Here is a 19391-nt window from a genome sequence, read left to right on the forward strand (position 1 = left end):
ATGAGACCAACCCTGGGCTGTTCTCTTGCCCCCCTTACCATCGTCGTTGTACCCCCACCCCCCGGGGTCGGCAATCTGGATTTGGACCGGTTGCTGGCTATTTGGGTAAATGGGAAATCGATACGGGCAGTGTCCACCGGATGACCGGACACATCAACCACAATCGCCTGGCCTCCGTGAAGGGCCGAAGAAACCATGCGTACCAACATCGCAACCCCAATGTTCAATGCTGATGCCGATTTACTTGGAGGTGGTGCAGCCACCCAAACCATGACACCACCGGCAAGCTCGGTCAATGTCAACCCACCGGTTAACCCCGGCAAGCTCAAGCTGCCCGAAACCAAGACCATCCAGGGATACCTGTTGAATGCCGAGATCATTGACGCCAAGAACAACACGGAGATTGTCCTGCTGACCGTGCAGGATGCACACAACAAGGTCCACACCATCAGCTCATCACCGGGCTACTGGACCCGTGTGGGTAAAGCCTTCAAGGAGGATGACGTGGTAGAGGTCAGCTACGAAAAACGTATTGCCCACGTAACCGGATACCACAAGGGCGGAGACGAGAACACACCCCTGACGGCCCACGAATCAGACGGTTCAAACCTGGCCTCGATCAAACGGTTCAGCAAATCGGCCTTCGAACGGATGCTTCTGGCCCAGGACGAAGACCGGCTGGTTGGCCGGGTGGAAGCTACCGAAGATTCCAAAGCCCTGGCCGTGGCAACCCTGCTCGGTGGTCTATATGGCCGTCGGTAGTCCGAGCTAAATCAATAAGGGTGGAGGGAGGTTGGGGTACCCCCAAACCCCTTTCTACCCCAACTCGGTCCATCCAACACTTTATCTATCGAAAACCTTTTCGGGATTTAGTGTTGGATGGCTCGGAGAAAGGGATGGAAGAAGGGGCCTGTGCTTCCCACCGTCATCCCTAGAATCGCACCAATGGACCAAAATGGACCAACACCTAATCCGATTTATAGCCAAGCCATGTTAAAACGTTTACAGAAAATTCCCGAGTCAACCTGGTTAATAATCGGCATGATTGCCTATGACCTGGTCATGTTCAGCGTTGTCACCCATTATTACTTCAGTTGATATGGATAAGCTCACAGCCAAACAGATTATGGCCTTACCGCGTCGGGTTACCTACCAGACAGCGACGGGTCACTGGGCAGGTTACTCGGATGGTACAATCCACAAAGGATCGTATCTCCGGGTATATCCAGCTAGATCGTACGTGAACCCATCCAATGGGGAATACCGAGTGTACAGTTTCCGGTCGGCTAAGCCGATAAACGTACCATTAACCAGAGTTTTCACCTTCTAACCAACCAAGCCCTATGGCACCTCAAAACACATTCCGTACAGCTCAGACACCTCGTCCAGCTATTGTTGGTTCAGTAAACCCGTTAACACAAGTCCGGGTTAAAGTAGCCCTTATGGTCACCGGTATATGCCTATGTCTTGGTGTATTCATCTGGGCCTTGGCTACACCGAAGCCTACCAACTTTGCCAAGGTGGAATTCCCCGATAAGACCGTGGACATTGTACGACTGGGTGATGCTCACCTGTACGAGGATGGCGAAATGATCATGCTGGATGATTATGATCAACCAGTCAAATTCCTGAAAGCAGTTGAGTCTCAGGATTCTGAAAAGGTTAACGTCAGCTTCAGGCAATAACCAGAACAGGAAGCCCTACTCGGGCTTTTTGTTTTGCTCGGGGCCGTCCGGTCAGGCTTCGCGTTCGGTAGTTGAAGCCCTTGGCCCTGTTAAATCTCCCTATATGCCTACCGAATATCCGGTAGTATGTTGTAGCTTTGTAAAATCTTTATAACTGGATAAAATCCCAATAACTGGATTTACCGGTTTTAATATCCGAATACTCCTGAATTTGAAACTGTATACACTACCCTTAAATGAAACTTGTAGATAACCTAGGCCAAACCTGGGAAGTACTCCAGTTTGATAAATTGACCAAGAAAGCCATTATCCGGCACGGTCCCACCGAATTGAATGTGATCCTGATCTATTTCAATGACAAGTACTTTATCAGCTGGACCGGGGAAGGTATTGAAACGATTGCCTGTAAACCTAAACGAGCACCTATCGTCATTCAATCGGAAACCCAGTATGAAGAGCTGCTAGTACGTACTCAGTCCCTAATTCATAAAGAAGACCGGACAGAGGTGGAAGAAACGGAACTGGATGATTTGTCCATTGCCCTAGAAGAATATGAGAAACTACATTATCCGGTTGTATGAAAATCATTAAGGTTACTGATGGAAGATCTATTGCAACAGATTAATAACCTGTCCAACCAATTAACTGATTGTTATAATGAACGGTCTATCTTACAGACCAAGATTGATCAGTTACAATCGGAAAGATCCGTACTAACCAGTAAAGCCATGGAAACCTTCTGGAACATTATTCAGGAGGGTGATCAATTTACCTGCGGCAACCAGGTATTTGAAATTAGTTCGATTTACCGAAATCGGGATCCAGCCTGCCTATACGTGTACGAGCTGGTAGATGGTAAACGAGAGAATGGCCAAACCATCTATAAATGGTGGTTGAATCCTGTTAGTGGGCTATTGATTCAAACTGGTTGGAAACATGTACCTAAACAAACCACAAATGACATTAAGGGAAATTCTGGTTGAACTCCGTCATATTAATGCACTGGATTACAGTGAATACCAGACAAACTATACGATCTACACGAAAAAGACATGGAAGGGAAATTTAAGATATTCCGGCATAAAACGGATGATATATTCCTTATGGCATAACGGAATGAATGAACTTGGACAACCACATCCCTATAAAATAGGTGGAGAAGCCATTCAGGCTTTTAACCATTTATGTAGTCGGGTTGTGGATACCCCAATGCCCAGTTTATGGATAGGAAATACCAATTATAATGGATAAGCGGCCATATTTCCACGAGCTGCCACAAGAAACCATAAATGATCTGATTGCCCGGAAAACTACCTGGCAACAGATCATGGATAATTACCAACAACCCACCTGGTGTGGATACCATGAAGCCTTAAATGGTTCTATGGGTTGTTGGACACTCACTGACCTCACACTTACCAGTCACCGGACACAGCTCAGTTCCTCCTTCTGTGCCGACTGTGAAGAGTGTATCCAAAACAAAGTCAATCATGCTGAATCCAACCCAGGAATACATTGATGACCTGGAAGATGGAGATATTGTCTGGATTGTGTGGAAATCGGACCTCCGACGTTCGTACCAAATAAAAAAGGAACCCAACAACCAAACGTTTGGTGTACCAACCGAAGAATATCGGTATACGGATCCTGATAGACGAGACCGTGAGATTGAAGCCAGTAAAATTTGGCTAAGCCCCACTAACATGATCGAGTGTACACCAATAGCAGATACCTGGTATGATTAAAAACAAGTATGAATCCTTTGTAGAAGGCATATTCTACCTGTCCGAACTGGGCGTAAACATCGACCATAAGGTATTGATGGAATTAGCCCATACCCACGACATACTTCGAGTATTCAACTTCGGTTTACGGGACAAGAAAACACAGGTATTGGACCACTGGGTTGATGCCAACCTCAGTCCCATGTCACATATTAAACGAGGGGATACGGTCAAAGCATTTGCCTGTTTCTATGCAGAAGCTATCGGTAAATATGTGCTGGTTGATAAACCGGACTGGAGTGGTTATGTGGTAAAACAGGAAGCTAAGTCTATCTGGATCTCACCCGATATAAAACGGATACCACATACTATTTGTGATATGGATTCTCACTTCTTCTTATTCGAGAAGATACCGGATGTTGTCAACCCATTTACTATAAACGACAGTAAATAATTATGGATACTCATTTTAATGTATCTACCAAATGAAACAGAAAACCATACCAGAGCCAGCACTGGAGCTTCGTAGTAAAGACCCAGGCCAGTTCGGGCAATTGTATGGTCAGATTGGATCCTTACCAGTGAACTGTCCCACAAGCAGCACAGGTCTTATTGGACAATGAGCCAGTAGTGAACGCGTGGTACTTATTAGCCAGATCAGGCTGGACTATCTTTAGGCCATCATCCATTGATATTACAACTCCATTCATAATTGTCTGACCGATGGGGTTGTGGTTTGGGTCTTTAGACACCAAGTTCCTTCGGTTTTGATCATCATACTCGACAATTGCATTTTTGTAACCATCCTCAACTTGATGCACGTAACTGGAGGCTAATCGATCAGTAAATACAGATACTGGAGTGGGACTGTTGACTTGGTTTGGAAGCTGAGTGTGTTTCTTATACTTTCTCCGTTGGTTTTTGTGGCCTAACGGGTTGTTAGATGGCATTGTGATACTTCCACTCGGATCACATGGTTGGCAATAATAAGTGTATTGGGTTAACATATTTAAGTTGTTTTACAAGTATACATATACACAACACAAATGAACATATATTCGTTCTTAAAATCGGGTACCATACGGGCCAGACTATTTCGGTTAAGAACCTGGTGGAGAGCCAATTATCTTAACTATCGGTTGTGGCGGGTAACCTACCCAGACGGTAACAGAACCACGCTATTACATTACCGGGAAGCCGAAGGATGTCAGGGTGTATTTGGTGGGAAAATCTGGATTGATTATACTGCCGATTACTGAGCAGATTCAATAAATTTGCCAGCTTCAACCCCTAATTAAATAAGCTATACCATGGATGCAACGCATGCCTTTGTCCAGGATCTTCAGCAACTAGTCAGTACTAATCCGAATATATCCGTAACGGATGTTAATCGGCTGGCTGCTGTACACAGCCTATCCGATCCCCTAGGACTCAGTGATTTATCGGCCCCGTTGGCATCCAAAATCGAGGATTTTCAGCTGTTGACAGTCAATGACTTAAAGGAAAAGGATAAAGTAAAGGCTTACATTGCTGATTATAATAAACTCCTGAAAAAGTGGTTGTTGCGTCGACATCGAGATGGTGACGGTAAGGTAATCGAAAAAGGAAACGGCCACGTAGTGATTCGGGTAGGTGAAAGCCCAGCGAGGTTTTACAACTATGAACCAGACAGTACATTGGTGGCCCTGTTCCAAAAAGGTTAAGTAGCCCGTATTACATCCTCTATCCGGGTGGTATATCGCTTGGTGAGTAACTGCCGTTTAGGTTTCCAGTTCTGTTTGAATCCCTGAATGGCAAGTCTGACCTTATCCCGCCCATATTTACCATTGAGTTGATCCATCACATTACTAAGCTGTTTCATTCGCGGATCCGGTTGTTCGGTATACAGGGCCATCTGGTGGAAATCATCCGGGACAAACCCGGACAATAGTACACCCACCTTTTTAAAATGGTAGCCGTCCTGATAGATAGACTGTAACACCGAATCGGCATACTGAATCAGCTCGGAGGTAGCACTACTGGCATGGGGTAAAGAGACTGTCCTGGTCTGGAAATACTGAGGTACTTTTGGATTGAACCGGTTGGTATGTAGAAACACGGTAATCAAATTGGCGGCTGAGTACTGCCTACGTAGTTTCTCGGCACAGCGGGCTACATGAGTTGCCAGGGCCTCCTGGATCGTTGGTAGATCGGGAATAGCTTCCCCAAAACTGGGCGCCGAGCCAATTGACTTCTTGGGAGATGGTGAGAGATCCAGATCCCGACGGAAATTACCCCGGAGTTCATCGACCAGCCTCAACCCATCGATGGTCATGTGTTTCTGGATCCATACATCATGGACCTGAGTCAGTTCTAGTGCCGTCTTGATGTTGTTCCGTTTGAGAAGCTGGTTAAACTGGTAACCAATGCCCCAGACATCCTCACAAGGAAAATCAGCTAAGGCAGCCTGAATCTGTGCCAGCTCGGACAGGTACAAAACACCATCCATACTGGGTGTCTGCTTGGCAATCCGATTGGCTACTTTAGCCAATGTTTTATTGGGACCCACACCGATCGATATAGGAATACCAGTCCAGGCCTTCAGTGTTCGTTGAAGGGAATGACACCGGGATACAACGTCATCAAAACCAGTTAAATCCAGGAAAGCCTCATCGATGGAATAAACCTCCATAACCGGAACAAACCGATTCAATAACCGCATAATCCGGGCCGACATGTCCCCATACAACTCATAATTACTGCTCAAAACGTGCACCCCTTTGGACTTAACCAGCTCTTTATAGTGATGGATGGGCTCCCCCATTTTGATCTTCAGAGCCTTACTTTCATTCGAGCGGGCCACGATACAGCCATCGTTATTGGAGAGCACAACCACGGGTTTCCCTTCCAAAGCCGGGTTAAATACCCGTTCACAGCTTGCGTAGAAATTGTTACAGTCAGCGATTCCAATCACCATATATCGGGTATTTTGGAGGTTCGAAGAAGAAAAATGTAACCTTGCCAAACAGCCAGTAATCCTCTCCCTCATGGACAATGATGGGTGCGTAATTGGGATTAGCCGGATGGAGAATCAGTAAGGATTCACTTACAATTTGTACCCGTTTAACAGTAAAACCACCATTAACCCAGGCAACAATCATATCCCCATTTTCCGGTATGAGCCCTTTATCCACAATCAACCATCCACCCGGAACGATGTGTTCCTCAATCATGGAGTCGGACTCTACGTAAACAAAATAGGTTAAGTCCTTGTCCCTAATAACAAGCTCATTAAGGTCAATTACCTGTTCGATGTAAGAATCGGCCGGATTGGGGAAGCCAGCTGCCACATGCCCCATGAATAAGGGAATGGCAATCCTGGTGTCCGTATTCACCCGGTAGAATGAAGTGACTGGTATACAGTCCTTTATTGGTATTGAATGCCGCATCTCGGTTTCTTTTTGGGCTTAACATACGAAATATATGTCAACTACAATACAAACAAACCAAAAATATGTTTTAGTTTAAATATATTTTTGGCCCCAAACCGATTTTTAGTATGTTTCTACCCCTCAAAGGTGACCTTAAAACGTTTAGCTGCTGGGCCGTTTTGTTCTACGGTCCCGCTGGAAATGAAATCATTCTGTTACGGGATAAGCCAGACACAAGTAATAATATGTTCTTCTTTGTTCAGGAGAATAACTGTCTGGGCCGGCTGTCCATCCGGGGATTCAATGCCCTCTTTAAAGCTAATTTACCAACCGCTCCAGAATTAGTGAAGGACTCTACTTGGAAGATCGACATACTGTTCGGCCGAAACCGGAGTACACTTACCCAACCGGTTCAAATCGAGCTGGAATGGTTCTTTGATGAAGATGGTAACCTAGTTAACTTCTTACCCGATATAGGATGAACCAATCACTACAACCTAACCCATTTGCTAACGGTATACCCGAGCTGGTAGAAGAGCCAGTTACGCTAATTGATCCAGCTGGGTTCGAAGTAGGAGTCATTCAGAATAACCTCCAGTTTGCTTTTGTCCGGGCTGAGATCCGGTCCTATGGATTAAAAGGGTACTCCGTTGTATTTCGTGGAGACTCCTACCCTATTGAACAGAATGGACGTGGTCTGTTTCCTAACGAGATGTTCGGTCTTTGGGGATGCCTACTCGATACATTAATCAAACCAGCCGGACCTATGCCGGATTTAACACCTTACCTTAAACGATGAGCACTTTCAGTATACCACACCAACCAGACATATACCTGGATGGTATAAAACTGGATAACACCAAAGAATTCGAAATGATATTCATCAAACCGGAATACCCCTTTGGTGTAAATGCTGTTATCCACTATTCTGACCGGTTAAAAACCTTTCGGAATGGAGTCATAGATACCCTGCACAATTTGAGTGAGCTGCATTTCTGGTACAATTTCAGACCCGACCAGATAGAACGAATAGAAAATCAACAGATTACATACGGACCAGAAACTGCATTTGAATCAAATTTCCATTCTACAGGAACTATTATGTACAATGGCTACATCTCGAAGATCGAGATGACATCAGCCAGTGGTTATTACTCGGGCAAGTGTATGGTTCGTACAGTCATAAATCAAGGATACCATGGAGTTTCTGCTGGTTGAAAATCGATTTATACCAGGAATCAACCGACGAGTGGTGATCCAAGTTGGGAACCAGGTACGAACCCGACACCACTGGTTCCGTCTGGAGCATTTTCTGGAAGTAAACAAAATCATTCACCAAAGACCATTGGACCACTCTTATGACAACCGCACAACGTTATAAATTCTGGGGCAACGTGTTCCAGATTGGATTCCGCCTTGCCAAGCGAAACAAGTCCTTCCGGTGTATTTACGAACGAGATTCGGAAGAATACCGATGGTTTCGTGCGGGATACATTAGTTGTATCTGGATTCGAAGGCCCCTGACCAGTAGGTATATGGAGCAGTTACTACCGCTCATTTGATTCAACATACTTAAAAAGACAAACCCCCGCCCGGAGCATCCAGGTGGGGGTTTTTTATTGCCATTTCGGAAGGTCCGGAATGGAGTTCACCACAATAACGCACTGTTAGCATGAAACTCGTCACCGTTCCATGGGCTCGTATGGGAATAACCTATTACGGCTTGTCCATTTTGAGCTGTTTTAAGGTCTTTTGGCCACTTAACCAGTTTCACCTGATTTCTTCCTGTTCAGTCATCCTGGTAGGTGGCTACTGGCTGGTTTTTCTATACCGGCGAATCCGAATAAAACCAGCCTTTAAGTAAGGGGAGGACCGGGTATGTAACAATTATATACCTGATAAGACCCTGAAAAAACCTGTAGACCCGGCCCCCTTTTCCCGTCTCGACAGTAAAGTAACGGTTTTTTAGTGGATATAGGCTACTGGTAATACAAAAAATCCCCCTAAACTGATTAAACGGGCTTATTTCCAAATCCCTACCGTGTTTGTGGTAGTAAGCCGGTTTTTAGACGATGGGTAATCATTGAGGTCACCGCTATCCTACCTGTAAACGGACAGCAAACCCATAAAACCATTTCTGCCTTATGTGTACGATCAATGGAGTTATCGTGGTCCTAAGCACCGGAGAAGATGAATACCAAACCGATTGGACAACTATCAAATAACCTGTCTTTATCGACTTTTAAACTGGATTATCCAGTTTTAAGGTAATTTTTATGATTTTCCGGTTTGTTTATTGTTTTTAATCAAATTTTTAACTTGTTTCGGGTGTTCAAAACCAAACCGCTATAATCTAAAGTCAAATGAACACCACCGAGACGTTCAACCCATTAAATCCAATGTCTTTTTCAAACATTATCGCAAAGGCTTCTCAGACAGTTAAGAAGTATATCAAAGTTCGGTGGATCTCGGCCACCACGGTTTGGGTTCACAACCGCCGTATTGATTTAACCCGGTTAACCTACTGTCCAAACTGGACAACTCGGGATTCAGCCGGTGAAGCCTTCAACTTCGTGGCTGGGCTGCGGGAAGAACAGGCTGAAAAGGTTACCGTACTGGATTCCCGGATCAATGAGATCGACAACCAGATTGCCACACTCACCCTACTCCGGGAAGAGTCAGCCCGCCAACGGGTTCAGGCTAAAGCCAAGGAGGATACGTTGATCAACGTACTGGATAAGATCAAGGTGGTTATGGAAGAAGTTGAGCCAAAGACCTGGGTGGGCAATTCGGTGACCAATGAATACGTTGAGGTCCCCAATATCGACCTGGAGGATTATCTGGCGGATAATTCCAGCTTGTCAGTAGTGGACACAGTACTATTCCGAAATGTTAATAACGGGAAGACTAAATCATTCCCAGCGGCCCTAAAGGACCGGTTTGTGATAGAAAATCTGGATTGGCAGCTGGTCAAAACCATGGTGGTAGAAATGCCGAACCTGCCAATGAAGGCCGTACTGGCCGCCTAAAATCTCACGGGCATGTTACGCCCAAGAGGGTTATTTAGAGGAACTTAAGGAGGAAACCCGTACTGGCCATGATCTGGTACGGGTTTTTTGTAAACTATCCATATTGAAACGGCTATAGTCATGGAAACAACTGAACCAAATAAGGCCTATTTATTTTTAGATTTCGACGGCGTCTTGAATCACGAATTGTTCCATAATGAGTGGTACGAGAAACTAGCAAATTGGCCAATTGATCAACCAAAGCCGGTAAAACCAGAGTTCTGTCCCAGGGCTATTCAGAGTCTCAACGACTTATGTGAACAGTTCACACACTTATCTATTGTGATTAGTTCGGTTTGGCGGGCTCATGGGGCGGATAGATGTTTAGAAATTCTGACATCCTCAGGATTCAGTTACCCCGAACGGGTAATTGACCGTACACCCCTCAGCCGGCACCGAGTGCGAGGTGTTGAAGTGTTGGATTGGCTCAAGCAAAACACCGAATACGGAACCAAACCAGTGGACTACGTTATCCTGGATGATGATTCAGATTTCCTGATCTGGCAGTCCCATCGGTTTATTCATGTGGACCCCTATTCGGGTCTCAATCACAACCATGTATACAAAATAGGTCGAATACTAAACCGGTTGATTTAATGGAAAATCAAGTAAAGTTGAACTTTCCAGTTCTCACTCAGGACCTTCTGAATAGGATCCTGGCCGATAATGGGATGAACTCGGTTGTTGAGGATCATTTCCGGGAAGTTGTTCGGGATGAATCAGGCAAACAGATTTTGACTGGTCCTAAAGTGGATCAGGTTGAAGCCTGTTTAACTCAATTCTTCAACGAATGCCCGGACCTAAATACAAACGATGTACTGGAGGACATATCCACCGGGGAGGAATCGGAAATAGATGAGGCATACGGTCATATCAAGGCCTACAAACCTCTCAAAGAGGCCCTTGTTGCCTGGTTTGACGAACTAATATGAAATCTCCAATAAACCATTATTCACCAACTGTACGGAGCTGGCTCTACTGGAATCGGATTTCTAGGTTACTGGTCGAGATAGACGAACTAGACCGCCAGAAAGCTGAACTCCTTACGATTGGCCCTGCTGTCAAGCAGAACAATGCCCGCTGGGTTACGGCTCTTCAATTAGTATCCACTAACCTCGTGGATCTACCAGGAAATCATTCATTTCAACAGGCATGGAACGGAATAAGAGGCCACGTATCGATAGGCGAATACACTCCCTACAAGACCTATCAACAATCATTAGACCGGATCAACCGGTTGAAGTCGAAAAAGTCGTCCAAAATCGAGCGATACAGACGATTCCTCAAGTCAATCCAAAATCCGATCTCCGTAGTCCCAACGCCGACATCTGCCGGGTCGACCTCGGGCGAACGTACTGGAAACGGTGGTTAGAGTCGAAAGGATTTATCTACCTCTATACATTAACATCCACTCGATTCTGTGGCCGGCCCTACGACGTATATGAGGCACCGTCAGGAGTCCGGGTATTTGAAGTGATGACCAATTTGTACTGGGATCGAACCACTTTATGCGATGTTAAAGCTGCTTGATACACTGGAGGAATTTCTGATTCATTGTCAGGAGAATCAAATCAATCCTCGGTATGCCCTATACTGTTTGAATCAGGGTATAGAGGATCCAGAAAACATGAAACGGATAGACCAGAAACGTTATCTGGGTGGCCACATGCTGGGTTATATCCTGTGGAACTCAGCCCGCGTTTCAAACTGGCAGTGCACCTTCCCGGAAAAGGATCGGTATTTACATCAGGTAAATACTATGCCCGAACAATACAACAAATGGCTTTATGACTATGTGGGAAACAACAAACGAGAAACCATCTGAACGGATACAATTTGCCCTTGATGCCTTAATTAAGGCCGAACAACCGGGTAGTTGTGTCACCCCTCGTATGGGTACCTGGTTTTACACTCCAGATGATTCGAATCATTGCTTTGCCTGTCTAGGTGGAATGGCCGCCCTAGAAAAAACTGGTTTAACTGTTCAGGAACATGTTCGGTTTAGGGAACAGTTTTACAATGAGCTGCATGTATATGAAGATACTTTGGATGATGCCCGAGATGGAAACCTAGAGGAAATGTTCGCTAAAATGGGATTATCCCGAAAAATTGGGGTAAAATTCGACCGCGAATTGGTCCAATATTGGGAGGATCCAGAGCAATTTAAGACCGATCTTCGGACACTCATTTCAGATCTCCAGTCTGCTGGTTATTAATTATGTATAAACTAACACCGGCAGATTTCGAGTTACTTCACGAGCACGTAATAACGGTAACCCTGAACTGGATACTAATCCAGGATAAGGCCCTACCGTTTCCTACTGCCGATTACTTTAGCCATCTAATGGGGTCAAATTGGAGGAATCGAAACCTGGACATCATTGCCCGGGAGTTTTTCAAAAAATATATCCCTGGATTTGATCAATCAATCCTCATAAAGTCGTGATTGTAACCCATATTAAACGGGATGGGGCCTTCTTATGTAAGATGGATAAATCACCCCTTTTTAATCTTGTTGCTCGATTCCACCGGGCTATTACCTGGACAACCGCACTACACCGGTCCTCACTGAAGGATTGCTGTCCATCATGCGTAGGAATACTGACTGATCGGATGGAACGAGTAAAACAAAATCAATGAACATTCATCCAATTCCGGGCTGGAATACCATGCCCACCAGCCAGCAGGAAATGACCTTTGTGGAAGAGGTCAACAAAGCCTTGGCCCCTATGGAATGGGCCATGTCAACCTGGATGAAATCCGGGAATGAAAACCTGACCTACTGTGCCTACATGATTCTGCAGGCCCTGGAAGAGTCCGGTTACTGTCTAACCAAATTACCCCCATCCCATGAAACTGTTCCTATTACCACTCCTGCTGATTCTGTTCAGTCTGCCCACATTTGCCCAAACCAAAATTCAGTGGGGTAAACAATCGGATACGTTGTTTTTGCCTGGCCGAGGTGATTACCACACACCAGCTCCCCTAAACTGGCCAACTACCCCTCTGGGTATGGCGCCTGACACAGCCAGGGAACTCGGGGTTGATTACAACGAGCACGAGCCACTACTGATCTATTCCGACAAGGATGTTAGCTGGGATCCAAAACTATTCCAAAATGAGAAAAAGAGGCAGGCTACTATCAATTTAAAGGGCTCAATTATTACCCGAAGAGCTGCTGAACGGGCGAGCGAAGAGGCCGAACTACTATTTCGACTGGTAATGGACCAGTTAATGGACCGATTACCTGTACTTGAGCGGGATACACTGGAAACATTGGTCCAGGATCTGTATAACAAAACCAAACAACAGGCCTTACTGATCAAGATACAATACAATCTTATCCGGCTGTACGAATCCAAATGAAATGAAAGCACAATTCATCCAAGAGGTAACAGTAATGGACCCTGATTCAAATCTACCGGTCGAAATAACAATCTATAAAGAACAGGCCGGGGGTATGTTTGGGGTGGACAGCTCCTACCTAACTGATACTGATGACCCAGTTCATTCTCCGTTTGGTAATGGCATCCTGGACATGGACCGACTTGCTCAAAATAATGCTCGACTTCCAGGGAATGGAGGAAGAATCCAAATTGGGGACAATGGGTAAGAAAATACGCGAAGTTCCAGTGGAATCTGATCCATCCCGGGTTCCAGTGGATGGTATAGAGCTGGGAAATTTCCAGTTCACCCTCATGGAGGATGGATCCATAAAAGCTATCAAAACAAAAGGGCGTGAACCCGTATCGATTCGGCCCCATTCGGACAACTCCTTCACAATAAAATGAAAATATTCCCCGGACAGAAAGTTATTCAGTCACATCCAGACTTCCCCGAAACAGTGGTAGCCTGGGCTAATAAGTTTATCTACAACCTCCACGTTTGTGCTCAGGGGGATGGCTTCGGTCCTATTGTTGCCAGGAGTTATCTGGCATCCATGGACAAATTCCCTGATTCAGTCCTGCTGAAGGAAGCCCAAAAGGGCATGGTGACTAACCCGGAGGCCTACGTAGACCTGGTTGCTAAATCTGTACATGACAAATGAAAATCGAAAGAACATTTCGGGCTACCATCCATGTAGGATTGCAGGAGGGATACGATCAGTACAGGATCCATGATCTGGAAGAAGTGTACCAAATCTGCCAGGAATTTGTCAAAGAAACCCCCAGTTGTGTATCGGTAACACCTACCCAGTATGTTTATGTGGATGGGCAGGAACCAGGAGCCATTGTGGAATTCATTCAGTATCCTCGGTTCCCAACCGACGAGAATATGATACTCCACCGGGCACTAACGCTGGCCCATCTGTTAATGGAACGATTCAAACAACAAAAGGTCTGTGTCATCACACCCACATTTACCTATATGATCACCCCGGATTATGAGTTCTAACCCAGTAAAGTTCAAAATCGAAAAAACTGACAGGCCCTATGTTCTGAAGATTGACGGGGACTGGTGTAAGATTGTCGAGGAAAACGGTATCGTTCAGATTCAAAATGGGTCGGTAGGTTTGGGATTCTCAGCCCATCCCAATATCGACAAAACCGGATCAGTGGAGTGCATGAAAGCCCTGGGCCGGTGGGGTAAACATGATCGGATCAAGCTGGCTCATGGGTTTTACTTCAACAAAACCCGGGTTGTCATTACTCATAAGCTGGACTTGCTGGCTTATATGATCCAAACGGGACAGTTCGATCCGGTTGTATTTACAGCTGATTCCGAAGGTTGTGTTTCCATCCCCTATCCAGCGAAACTTCCCCGGTATATTTAGTATGATAAGTATAAGTATGTACCAGCAAACCAGGAGTGGGCACGAAGTTCAGATCAAAAGCCAAGAAACCTGGAGAAATGGGGACTATGTAGGCATGTACAGACTCAAAAAGCCACTTGATCCCAATCGATCCTGGGTAAGCACCCGCTGGACTAAAGACGGTATTTATCTGGGGAGTAACAATCCGGAACTGAATCTTAAGCTGCCGCTTCTACAGTAAAATTAAGGATGCTGTGTCTTAAATCTGTTTATATCAAATAGATAGACCATGCCAAATTATCAGAGTATTGAACACCGACTATCAATTGACTTCCCTGGATACCACCTGGCCCACTTGGATGATGATCAATTACCACCACAATCTCCTAATCCCTTAAATCCAGAGCAGCCTTTTACCCGGATTTTAGATATTGGAGAAGATGTGGTTCGAATCAAAGTCTATGAGGAAACCAATAAGGGGCAGATGGCCAAACAGGTTTCCTGGTGTGTGGTAACTGAATACCCACCTAAACCAACTATATAATGTTTGAATGTTTTTGTAAAGGCGAACTAACTTCGACATATGGAAGTTTGGCCCAATGATTAACTTGTAAACATTTATGCTCAAGTCTTCCCCTATATACGATCGATTATATCCTCAATTTGAAGCAGGCACCGGTGATTTAGAAGAATTACACGAATCTGCTCGTCTGGTTACAAACAAAGTTTTGGACACATTAGGGATTAAACCAGAAGAACGTCAAATGGAAGTGACGTTACCTAATCCCGGTGGGGAGAAACCTGTTGATCTTCTAATTACGGAAAACGGAATGGGAGTATGTTCCAGTACAACGGATCCAGAATTTTATGTTTGGTCAGAGATTGATCCATCATTAATTCTGGAACTAATTCGGGTATTGGAAACAGGGTATATAACTCACAATAACTAATATCAATGGATGTAATCTGTATCAATGGGAAGTTTGAACCAGAACAGGTTCGAATGTACCGTGAACATGGAGTAGTTACCCCTGAACAGGACAAGCTCTACACAATTCGGAAACACAAACGGCACAGCAATGGCCAGGTAGGCCTCTGGTTAGAGGAGCTCGTGAATCCACCGGTCCCACAAGGGGTCATGGGTATTGAGGCAATGATGGAGCCGAGTTGGAACATCAACCGGTTCGCTACGTTAGCCGGTCAACCGATTAAGGTTAAGGAACTCGAATTGGTTGATACACTGGAATAACTCACATGAAAAATCCCCGACTGGTTAATCCAGCCGGGGATTTGTTATTTAGCCGGCTTTCCGGACCTCGTTACTTTTTCGGAGTGTTTCCGTCTGACGTAATGTAACCTCCTCCTCGGGCTCGATCCTTCTCAGGTTGGTCCCTGGGATGATCAGGGCCTGGGAAGCGTTGTCGAGAGTTTGTTGTGGGAACTGCCGTAGGTATATCCGGGTCGTCTCTTCTGATTCATGGCCCAGTAATTCTGAAATAACCGTAGTAGAGGCCCCCGAGTTTTTCATAGCCATGGCAAAACTATGCCGGGCAACGTACAGAGTCAGATACTCCCCTATTTCGGCTTCCTTGGCCACCAGTCTGAGTCCTTGATTCCACTGCCGGCAAATCCGTTCAATCCTCCAATTAATCTGCTGCGGTAGTACATGAACCTGGGAATGGAGAATGGGCCACACGTATTTATTTCGGGGAGGTCGACGACCCTGATAAAACTCCCAGATCTTAATGGCTGGTTCCAGCATCTTGATGTCGAAGTAGTGGCCGGTTTTCTTCCGGGTATACCGGAGCCTCACTTCCCCGCTCTCTAGGTAATGCATATTCTCGGTTGTCAGGTTGGCTACGTCCACCAGGTTGATTCCCCGGCAGTAGTAACTGAACAGGAAAAACTGCTGGGCATGAAACCGGTCCGACATAGCCGGTAGTTCGATCCGGGCAATTTTCAAAACATCCTCCTGGGTGATTGATTTCTTGGGTGTCTCAATTTTCCTATATTTTGTCAGAGGGAATTCCTCGAACGGATTATAGGACTTTTTCACGACACCCTCCGTCCGGGCATAGCCCACCAGAACACGCAGAGTTCGAAAGTACAATGAAATACTGGTCTTCTTTAAACCCTTACCCTGCATGGCACTCTCCCACTTTAAGAGAAAGCTCGGACCCAGTTCGACAAACTCAAATTCCTTCTTACCCATCATCGACACCAGGTGATTCCTTGTGTCCTTAAACGTAGCGGCATACCCTACCCGACCGGCTTGTTTTAACCGATCAATCGTCTCGTCGAAAAACTCAATGACCCCCTTCTCGGATTTCGGCTTGTTAATCCCCGCCTGCAGGACCTCTTCCATCGAGAAGGTTTTGGTCTCCTCGACGGCATTGAGCATTTCCTTCCGGGCATTGGTCTCCTTCTCGTCGCACATCTTGAGCAACTGACCATACAACGGATGGGACTTCTTGGGACGGCTGGTTTTATCATCCCACTGGCTGTCGGCACACGAAAATCCCAGGCCGGCATACGACTGTTTTTTGCCTTTGGTGACCCGGAGCATAACCGGATGTTCCCCGTTCTTGAGTGTCTTGGAACGGAACAAAACAACTTTTACTGACCCTACCATAGCGTAGCTTGACTGGTTTTTACTACTTTTGGTTTATAAATGGTTTATACCAGCTACCCGGTAATCGGTAGAAACCGAACGCCAGGGTACATAAACCGGCTATAAGCTATTGATTTACAGGGCCAACGCGAAAGCATTCGTAGCTCAATTGGATAGAGCACCTGACTACGGATCAGGAGGTTTGGGGTTCGAATCCCTACGAGTGCACTAGAAAGAAAAAAAACCCTCAAAATATCTCATTTTGAGGGTTTTTTTTTCGGCAAAAACTAAAATGTGACTTATGATCACATACCTACCAACTCAGAATAACCACCCATAACCATGAACAAAGAACAGATTTTAGTAGCCCTTCAAAAAGAAGTCAAAGAATACAATAATATCGTAGCAACTGAAAAGGGAGATTGGATCGTTAAAGGCTTTATAGATATACACCAAAAAATATACACTATATCTGTTGATACTAAAGTCGTATCAAAAGTTTTAGAGCTTTTGTTAATTCCTGCGTTTGAAAACTTCGCACAAAAAAATAACTTATTACTCGAATTACCCCCACAACAAAATTTCTATCCAGATATAACTTTAATCTCAAAAGATTCAGGAGAGAAATTTGCGATAGATATAAAAAGTACTTTCAAAGATTCAGATAATCGAATTAAAAGTATGACGTTAGGGGCTTTCACTGGATATTTTCGAAATAGAGAAAGTACAAAAAATACTTTATATCCATATGGTTCTTATTCTGGCCACTTTGTTTTAGGTGTAATTTACTCTCAAAATAAAGTTAACCTTAATGAAAAAACAGTTTATAGTATAAACGAACTAGACAAGATAGAATCGGTAATCAGGGATTTCTACTTTTTCGTTCAACCTAAGTATAAAATAGCTTCAGCTAGCCCTGGAAGTGGCAATACAAAAAATATTGGGTCAACCAATAATATATCGGCGCTTATTAATGGCCAAGGTGTGTTTTCTGAATTAGGTGAAGACATATATAATGACTATTGGATGTATTATTTAACCAATGATATGGCTAAAGCGTTAGACATTCCAAGGCCATATATAAATCTTAAAACTTACCTTGCTTATAAGAAACGTGGGATTGATGTTTTATCTAAACACGAAGAAGAAATAAAGCAACTAAATGAAGAAGAGGAAGCTTCGGGCGAAATCGATAAAATAATTGAAGATGAAGATTAATAAAATAATTGTACCTCCAATAAAAAGCCAAGGTATCAAAACTAAGCTAGTCCCTTGGATAATGGATATTGTCAAAATTGCAAATCCTAAAGGAAAATGGATCGAACCCTTTTTCGGCACAGGTGTAGTTGGGTTTAATTCAGGATTTAAGGAAGCTATTTTGAATGATATTAACCCTCATATTATTCAATTTTATCGATTAGTTCAGTCAGGGGATATTACACCTCAGATAGTAAAAAAATTCCTGGAAGAAGAGGGCACTAAACTTTCTAAATCAGGGGACGAAGGCTATGAATATTTTAGATTTGTCCGTGATCGCTTTAATGAATCTTTTAACCCATTAGATTTATTATTCCTTTCTCGAACAGGATTTAATGGTATGATGCGTTTTAGCAAAAAAGGCAAGTGGAATATTCCTTTTTGTAAAAAGCCAAATCGTTTTGCTCAAGCTTATGTTACAAAAATCACCAATCAAGTATCAAATATAAGTAAAGTAATTTGTGACGATTGGATATTTATGAATAAAGGTTTTGAGGAAATAATACCGCTAGCTAAAGAAGGTGACATAATTTATTGCGATCCTCCTTACTACGGAAGGTATGTAGACTATTACAATGGTTGGGATGAAAAAGACGAAGAATTATTGTTTACATTATTGAAAGAAACTAAGGCAAAGTTTATACTATCGACTTGGCATCACAATGATTGGAGAGAGAATGATATGGTTAAAAAGTTTTGGTCTGAGTTCAACATAGTGACTAAAGATCATTTTTATCATTCTGGTGCTAGTATAGAAAATAGAAAAACTGTTGTAGAAGCTCTTGTGTGCAATTTCGACATTCAAAAAATAAGTACCCATAATCATTCATCTTCTAAGAAAAACTCAGCTCAGTTGCAGATTCCTTTATAATGTCTTAATAAA

34 protein-coding genes and 1 tRNA gene are annotated in these 19391 nt (G+C 44.3%); 31 read left to right on the forward strand and 4 right to left on the reverse strand.

Annotation, left to right across the window (positions count from 1 at the left end; translation table 11 throughout):
- Positions 1 to 195 precede the first annotated feature (195 nt).
- The 5 genes from GK108_RS12835 to GK108_RS12855 all read left to right on the forward strand — a co-directional run bounded on the left by GK108_RS12835 (position 196) and on the right by GK108_RS12855 (position 2668).
- The gene (locus GK108_RS12835) at positions 196 to 762 is read left to right on the forward strand and encodes a hypothetical protein (protein ID WP_163948416.1); all 567 of its coding nucleotides are present in this window, start codon (positions 196 to 198) and stop codon (positions 760 to 762) included.
- A gap of 337 nt (positions 763 to 1099) precedes the next feature.
- Positions 1100 to 1330: a hypothetical protein gene (locus tag GK108_RS12840; RefSeq protein ID WP_163948419.1), complete on the forward strand. Its 231-nt coding sequence runs from the start codon at positions 1100 to 1102 to the stop codon at positions 1328 to 1330.
- 13 nt (positions 1331 to 1343) lie between these two features.
- The gene (locus GK108_RS12845; RefSeq protein WP_163948422.1) at positions 1344 to 1685 is read left to right on the forward strand and encodes a hypothetical protein; all 342 of its coding nucleotides are present in this window, start codon (positions 1344 to 1346) and stop codon (positions 1683 to 1685) included.
- A 236-nt stretch (positions 1686 to 1921) separates the two neighbouring features.
- The gene (locus tag GK108_RS12850) at positions 1922 to 2266 is read left to right on the forward strand and encodes a hypothetical protein (protein WP_163948426.1); all 345 of its coding nucleotides are present in this window, start codon (positions 1922 to 1924) and stop codon (positions 2264 to 2266) included.
- Positions 2267 to 2413: 147 nt separating this feature from the next.
- Positions 2414 to 2668 (forward strand): hypothetical protein, encoded by a 255-nt coding sequence (locus tag GK108_RS12855; protein ID WP_163948429.1) that lies wholly within the window; start codon positions 2414 to 2416, stop codon positions 2666 to 2668.
- Between the two features lie 191 nt (positions 2669 to 2859).
- On the opposite strand, the gene GK108_RS12860 is transcribed toward GK108_RS12855, so the two are convergent.
- Complete coding sequence (locus tag GK108_RS12860) at positions 2860 to 3051, reverse strand: hypothetical protein (RefSeq protein WP_163948431.1); 192 nt, start codon at positions 3049 to 3051, stop codon at positions 2860 to 2862.
- Between the two features lie 124 nt (positions 3052 to 3175).
- Here GK108_RS12860 and GK108_RS12865 point away from each other — a divergent pair, with 124 nt between their 5' ends.
- The 4 genes from GK108_RS12865 to GK108_RS12880 all read left to right on the forward strand — a co-directional run bounded on the left by GK108_RS12865 (position 3176) and on the right by GK108_RS12880 (position 5112).
- Positions 3176 to 3430 carry a hypothetical protein gene (locus GK108_RS12865; protein WP_163948434.1) on the forward strand — a complete coding sequence of 85 codons (255 nt, stop codon included), beginning with the start codon at positions 3176 to 3178 and terminating at the stop codon, positions 3428 to 3430.
- Complete coding sequence (locus tag GK108_RS12870; RefSeq protein ID WP_163948437.1) at positions 3423 to 3863, forward strand: hypothetical protein; 441 nt, start codon at positions 3423 to 3425, stop codon at positions 3861 to 3863. Before GK108_RS12865 ends, GK108_RS12870 begins: the two co-directional genes overlap by 8 nt.
- 592 nt (positions 3864 to 4455) lie before the next feature.
- A complete protein-coding gene (locus GK108_RS12875; protein WP_163948440.1) occupies positions 4456 to 4668 on the forward strand; it encodes a hypothetical protein in 213 nt (70 codons plus the stop codon).
- Positions 4669 to 4719: 51 nt separating this feature from the next.
- A complete protein-coding gene (locus GK108_RS12880) occupies positions 4720 to 5112 on the forward strand; it encodes a hypothetical protein (RefSeq protein ID WP_163948443.1) in 393 nt (130 codons plus the stop codon).
- On the opposite strand, the gene GK108_RS12885 is transcribed toward GK108_RS12880, so the two are convergent.
- Positions 5109 to 6365 (reverse strand): Y-family DNA polymerase, encoded by a 1257-nt coding sequence (locus tag GK108_RS12885; protein ID WP_212592787.1) that lies wholly within the window; start codon positions 6363 to 6365, stop codon positions 5109 to 5111. The genes GK108_RS12880 and GK108_RS12885 overlap by 4 nt on opposite strands.
- Complete coding sequence (locus tag GK108_RS12890) at positions 6346 to 6783, reverse strand: LexA family protein (protein WP_163948446.1); 438 nt, start codon at positions 6781 to 6783, stop codon at positions 6346 to 6348. The genes GK108_RS12885 and GK108_RS12890 overlap by 20 nt, the downstream gene beginning before the upstream one ends.
- Positions 6784 to 6947: 164 nt before the next feature.
- On the opposite strand from GK108_RS12890, the gene GK108_RS12895 reads away from it, so the two are divergent.
- The 19 genes from GK108_RS12895 to GK108_RS12980 all read left to right on the forward strand — a co-directional run bounded on the left by GK108_RS12895 (position 6948) and on the right by GK108_RS12980 (position 15889).
- Positions 6948 to 7301: a hypothetical protein gene (locus GK108_RS12895; protein ID WP_163948449.1), complete on the forward strand. Its 354-nt coding sequence runs from the start codon at positions 6948 to 6950 to the stop codon at positions 7299 to 7301.
- Complete coding sequence (locus GK108_RS12900) at positions 7298 to 7618, forward strand: hypothetical protein (RefSeq protein ID WP_163948452.1); 321 nt, start codon at positions 7298 to 7300, stop codon at positions 7616 to 7618. The genes GK108_RS12895 and GK108_RS12900 overlap by 4 nt, the downstream gene beginning before the upstream one ends.
- A 399-nt stretch (positions 7619 to 8017) precedes the next feature.
- Positions 8018 to 8200, forward strand: a complete 183-nt coding sequence (locus GK108_RS12905) for a hypothetical protein (RefSeq protein ID WP_163948455.1) — start codon at positions 8018 to 8020, stop codon at positions 8198 to 8200.
- A gap of 1018 nt (positions 8201 to 9218) precedes the next feature.
- Positions 9219 to 9848 carry a hypothetical protein gene (locus GK108_RS12910; protein ID WP_163948458.1) on the forward strand — a complete coding sequence of 210 codons (630 nt, stop codon included), beginning with the start codon at positions 9219 to 9221 and terminating at the stop codon, positions 9846 to 9848.
- A gap of 120 nt (positions 9849 to 9968) precedes the next feature.
- Positions 9969 to 10484, forward strand: coding sequence for an HAD domain-containing protein (locus GK108_RS12915; protein ID WP_163948461.1), 516 nt, complete (start codon positions 9969 to 9971; stop codon positions 10482 to 10484).
- On the forward strand, positions 10484 to 10819 hold the full coding sequence (locus GK108_RS12920) for a hypothetical protein (protein WP_163948465.1): 336 nt from the start codon (positions 10484 to 10486) through the stop codon (positions 10817 to 10819). The genes GK108_RS12915 and GK108_RS12920 overlap by 1 nt, the downstream gene beginning before the upstream one ends.
- The gene (locus GK108_RS12925) at positions 10816 to 11259 is read left to right on the forward strand and encodes a hypothetical protein (RefSeq protein WP_163948467.1); all 444 of its coding nucleotides are present in this window, start codon (positions 10816 to 10818) and stop codon (positions 11257 to 11259) included. The genes GK108_RS12920 and GK108_RS12925 overlap by 4 nt, the downstream gene beginning before the upstream one ends.
- 141 nt (positions 11260 to 11400) lie before the next feature.
- The gene (locus GK108_RS12930; protein WP_163948472.1) at positions 11401 to 11712 is read left to right on the forward strand and encodes a hypothetical protein; all 312 of its coding nucleotides are present in this window, start codon (positions 11401 to 11403) and stop codon (positions 11710 to 11712) included.
- Positions 11681 to 12103, forward strand: a complete 423-nt coding sequence (locus tag GK108_RS12935; protein WP_163948474.1) for a hypothetical protein — start codon at positions 11681 to 11683, stop codon at positions 12101 to 12103. The genes GK108_RS12930 and GK108_RS12935 overlap by 32 nt, the downstream gene beginning before the upstream one ends.
- A gap of 420 nt (positions 12104 to 12523) precedes the next feature.
- Complete coding sequence (locus GK108_RS12940; protein ID WP_163948476.1) at positions 12524 to 12817, forward strand: hypothetical protein; 294 nt, start codon at positions 12524 to 12526, stop codon at positions 12815 to 12817.
- Positions 12738 to 13253: a hypothetical protein gene (locus GK108_RS12945; RefSeq protein ID WP_163948478.1), complete on the forward strand. Its 516-nt coding sequence runs from the start codon at positions 12738 to 12740 to the stop codon at positions 13251 to 13253. Before GK108_RS12940 ends, GK108_RS12945 begins: the two co-directional genes overlap by 80 nt.
- Positions 13254 to 13384: 131 nt before the next feature.
- Complete coding sequence (locus tag GK108_RS12950) at positions 13385 to 13678, forward strand: hypothetical protein (RefSeq protein ID WP_163948480.1); 294 nt, start codon at positions 13385 to 13387, stop codon at positions 13676 to 13678.
- A complete protein-coding gene (locus GK108_RS12955) occupies positions 13675 to 13935 on the forward strand; it encodes a hypothetical protein (RefSeq protein ID WP_163948482.1) in 261 nt (86 codons plus the stop codon). The genes GK108_RS12950 and GK108_RS12955 overlap by 4 nt, the downstream gene beginning before the upstream one ends.
- On the forward strand, positions 13932 to 14282 hold the full coding sequence (locus GK108_RS12960; protein ID WP_163948484.1) for a hypothetical protein: 351 nt from the start codon (positions 13932 to 13934) through the stop codon (positions 14280 to 14282). The genes GK108_RS12955 and GK108_RS12960 overlap by 4 nt, the downstream gene beginning before the upstream one ends.
- Entirely contained in the window at positions 14272 to 14661 is a 390-nt protein-coding gene (locus GK108_RS12965) for a hypothetical protein (protein ID WP_163948486.1), read from the forward strand. Before GK108_RS12960 ends, GK108_RS12965 begins: the two co-directional genes overlap by 11 nt.
- Before the next feature lie 94 nt (positions 14662 to 14755).
- Positions 14756 to 14881, forward strand: a complete 126-nt coding sequence (locus GK108_RS31380) for a hypothetical protein (protein WP_262887408.1) — start codon at positions 14756 to 14758, stop codon at positions 14879 to 14881.
- Between the two features lie 48 nt (positions 14882 to 14929).
- On the forward strand, positions 14930 to 15184 hold the full coding sequence (locus GK108_RS12970) for a hypothetical protein (protein ID WP_163948488.1): 255 nt from the start codon (positions 14930 to 14932) through the stop codon (positions 15182 to 15184).
- Positions 15185 to 15260: 76 nt separating this feature from the next.
- Positions 15261 to 15590: a hypothetical protein gene (locus GK108_RS12975; RefSeq protein ID WP_163948490.1), complete on the forward strand. Its 330-nt coding sequence runs from the start codon at positions 15261 to 15263 to the stop codon at positions 15588 to 15590.
- 5 nt (positions 15591 to 15595) lie between these two features.
- Positions 15596 to 15889, forward strand: coding sequence for a hypothetical protein (locus GK108_RS12980; RefSeq protein WP_163948492.1), 294 nt, complete (start codon positions 15596 to 15598; stop codon positions 15887 to 15889).
- 48 nt (positions 15890 to 15937) lie between these two features.
- Here the strand turns inward: GK108_RS12980 and GK108_RS12985 are convergent, their stop codons facing one another.
- Positions 15938 to 17272 (reverse strand): site-specific integrase, encoded by a 1335-nt coding sequence (locus GK108_RS12985; RefSeq protein WP_163948494.1) that lies wholly within the window; start codon positions 17270 to 17272, stop codon positions 15938 to 15940.
- 133 nt (positions 17273 to 17405) lie between these two features.
- Here GK108_RS12985 and GK108_RS12990 point away from each other — a divergent pair.
- The 3 genes from GK108_RS12990 to GK108_RS13000 all read left to right on the forward strand — a co-directional run bounded on the left by GK108_RS12990 (position 17406) and on the right by GK108_RS13000 (position 19379).
- Positions 17406 to 17479 (forward strand) — tRNA-Arg (locus tag GK108_RS12990).
- Positions 17480 to 17593: 114 nt separating this feature from the next.
- On the forward strand, positions 17594 to 18469 hold the full coding sequence (locus GK108_RS12995; RefSeq protein ID WP_163948497.1) for a type II restriction endonuclease: 876 nt from the start codon (positions 17594 to 17596) through the stop codon (positions 18467 to 18469).
- Positions 18459 to 19379: a DNA adenine methylase gene (locus tag GK108_RS13000; protein WP_163948500.1), complete on the forward strand. Its 921-nt coding sequence runs from the start codon at positions 18459 to 18461 to the stop codon at positions 19377 to 19379. The genes GK108_RS12995 and GK108_RS13000 overlap by 11 nt, the downstream gene beginning before the upstream one ends.
- The last annotated feature ends 12 nt before the right edge of the window (positions 19380 to 19391 follow it).

Origin of the sequence: Spirosoma terrae (genome assembly GCF_010435915.1) — a bacterium.
Classification (GTDB): domain Bacteria; phylum Bacteroidota; class Bacteroidia; order Cytophagales; family Spirosomataceae; genus Spirosoma; species Spirosoma terrae.